3 protein-coding genes and 1 pseudogene are annotated in these 2,751 nt (G+C 71.4%); all 4 read left to right on the top strand.

Annotated features, from left to right (window positions below):
• Window positions 1–183, top strand: a pseudogene (gene dnaK / locus ACFWGZ_RS40565) (molecular chaperone DnaK); the annotation flags it as partial.
• Window positions 180–815 carry a nucleotide exchange factor GrpE gene (gene grpE, locus ACFWGZ_RS40560; RefSeq protein ID WP_382456900.1) on the top strand — a complete coding sequence of 212 codons (636 nt, stop codon included), beginning with the start codon at window positions 180–182 and terminating at the stop codon, window positions 813–815. The pseudogene dnaK and the gene grpE, both read left to right, overlap by 4 nt.
• A gap of 17 nt (window positions 816–832) precedes the next feature.
• Window positions 833–1,996: a molecular chaperone DnaJ gene (gene dnaJ, locus ACFWGZ_RS40555; RefSeq protein ID WP_382456899.1), complete on the top strand. Its 1,164-nt coding sequence runs from the start codon at window positions 833–835 to the stop codon at window positions 1,994–1,996.
• A gap of 5 nt (window positions 1,997–2,001) precedes the next feature.
• Window positions 2,002–2,430: a heat shock protein transcriptional repressor HspR gene (locus ACFWGZ_RS40550; protein WP_382456898.1), complete on the top strand. Its 429-nt coding sequence runs from the start codon at window positions 2,002–2,004 to the stop codon at window positions 2,428–2,430.
• Window positions 2,431–2,751 lie beyond the last annotated feature (321 nt).

Here is a 2,751-nt window from a genome sequence, read left to right as displayed (position 1 = left end):
GTGGAGAAGCTCGCGACCGAGTCGCAGGCCATCGGCCAGGCCATCTACGCCAACGCTCCCGGTGCACAGGGCGCCGAGGCCCCCGGTGCGGACGCTCCGGGTGCCGCGGGTGCCGGTGCGGGCGCCAAGAAGGACGACGACGTCGTCGACGCCGAGATCGTGGACGAGGACGAGAAGAAGTGACCGAGCCGAGGCACGCCGCCCCTGACGAGGAGCAGCCTCAGGTCGTCGTGGACGACCGGCGCCGGATCGACCCCGAGACGGGCGAGGTCCGGGCGCCGGCCCACGCGGCGCCCGAGGAGGACGTCGTCGCGGCCGAGGAAGAGCCCCTGGTCGCGGAGGTCGTGGACTCGGTGGCCGCCGAGCTGAAGACCCAGCTCGACGAGCGCACCGCCGACCTCCAGCGGCTCACCGCCGAGTACGCGAACTACCGCAAGCGGGTGGAACGCGACCGGGAAGCGGTGATCAACAACGCGAAGGCGTCCGTGGCCGCCGAGCTGCTCTCGGTGCTGGACGACGTCGAGCGGGCCGCCGCCCACGGCGACCTGACCGGCGCGTTCAAGGCCGTGGCGGACAAGCTCGTGTCCACGTTGCAGAAGACCGGCCTGGAGCCGTTCGCGCACGAGGGCGAGGCGTTCGACCCGTCGGTGCACGAGGCCGTGCAGCACAGCACGTCCCCGGACGTCGACGGACCGACGGTCACCGCCGTCCTGCGCCGCGGCTACACGTTCGGCGACAAGCTCGTCCGCCCCGCGCTCGTCGCGGTGACGGACCACGAGCCGGCACCCAGTGCCGCGCCGACCGAGGAAATTTAGGGAGGAGGAGACGTCCGGTGAGTGCTAGGGACTGGATCGAAAAGGACTTCTACCGCGAGCTCGGCGTCTCCTCCGACGCGTCGGCGGACGAGATCAAGAAGTCGTACCGCAAGCTCGCCCGCGAGCTGCACCCCGACGCGAACCCCGGTGACGCCAAGGCCGAGGCCCGCTTCAAGGCGGTCTCCGAGGCCTACGGCGTGCTGTCGGACGCGGCCAAGCGCAAGCAGTACGACGAGGCGCGCCGCCTGTTCGCGGGCGGCGGTGGCTTCCCGGGTTCCGGCGGCTTCGGCTCCGGTGGCTTCGACGTCAACGACCTGTTCGGCCGTGCCGCGCAGGGCACCGGTGGCGGCGGCCTGGGCGACCTGCTCGGCGGCCTGTTCAACCGGCGTGGCGGAGGGGCTGCCGGCTCGCCGACGCGTCCGCGCCGCGGCGAGGACGTCGAGACCGACGTCCGCATCGACTTCACCGAGGCGGTGAAGGGCGCGACCGTGCCGCTGCGCCTGTCGTCCCCCGCCGCCTGCACGACCTGCGGCGGTTCGGGCGCCAAGCCCGGCACCACGCCGCACACGTGCGCGACGTGCTCGGGTTCCGGCCTGGTCACCCGCTCGCAGGGCGCGTTCGCGTTCAGCGAGCCGTGCCGCGACTGCCGCGGCACCGGGCGGATCATCGACGACCCGTGCCCGGAGTGCGGCGGCGACGGCGTGAGCACCAGGACCCGCACGCTGACCGTGCGGATCCCGTCGGGAGTCGACGACGGCCAGCGGATCCGCCTTGCGGGACAAGGCGAACCGGGCCGCAACGGCGGACCGAACGGCGACCTGTTCGTGCGCGTGCACGTCAACCCGCACAGCGTGTTCGGCCGTCAGGGCAACGACCTGACGGTGACCGCGCCGATGACGTTCTCGGAGCTCGCTCTGGGCACGACGTTGACCGTTCCGACGCTGGACGGCAAGGTGACCTTGAAGGTGCCTGCCGGTACCGGGTCGGGCCGGGTGCTGCGGGCGCGGGGCAAGGGGATCACCAAGCGCGACGGCACGTCGGGCGATCTCCTGATCACCCTGGAGGTCGCGGTGCCGAACAACCTCTCGTCCGAAGCGCGCAAGGCGCTCGAGGCCTATGCGGCGGTGACGGTCGACCACGACCCGCGCGGAGATCTGAACGCGCTGCTCGAAGGGCGGTGAGTTCCGTGGGTTTTCCGTTCCCCCCGGGGACTGACGAGGACACGCCGTTCTTCGTGATCTCGGTGGCCGCCCAGCTGTCCGGGCTGCACGCGCAGACCCTCCGGTCCTACGACCGGATGGGTCTCGTGTCGCCCGGCCGCACGTCCGGCGGCGGTCGGCGGTACTCGATGCGCGACATCGTGCTGCTGCGCGAGGTGCAGCGGTTGTCGCAGGACGAGGGCGTGAACCTGGCCGGGATCAAGCGGATCATCGACCTGGAGAACCAGGTGGACGCTCTCCGCTCTCGCGTCGCGGAGCTGCAGGCGGAGCTGGCTCAGGCGATGGCCGCTGCCGACGCCGCCACCGCGGCTGTGCACGCTTCCTATCGGCGGGACCTGGTGCCCGTCCGGTCGGAGACCGCTCTGGTGGTGTGGAAGCCCAAGCCGCGCAAGTGAATCTTGTCGGACCCCCTGAGTAAAGTCGGGTTGATCAGGGGGTCCATCTTTCGGGGGGACGCCTGCTTTGGCTTGCGTTTCCCCGATTTTTGTTGGGGTGGGTGGGTTTTCCGGGGTTTCGCCGGTTGCGTTGCGGGCTGCTGGCTTGCGGGTTGTTGCCTTGCGGATGCGGCTGGGTGGGTTGCTGCCGGGCTGATGCGGCGGGCCGGTTGCTGCCGGGCTGGTGCGGCCGGGCGGGTGGTCGCCTTGCGGGCGGCCGGCTTGCGTTGCGTGCTTTCCCTCAGGGGCTCTGCCCCCGAACCCCCGGCAATCTGATCGGGG

It is taken from the genome of Lentzea sp. NPDC060358 (assembly GCF_042725365.1).
Lineage (GTDB): Bacteria > Actinomycetota > Actinomycetes > Mycobacteriales > Pseudonocardiaceae > Lentzea.
Note: the sequence above shows the minus strand (reverse complement) of the source record. Positions and strands in the feature narration are given on the sequence as shown.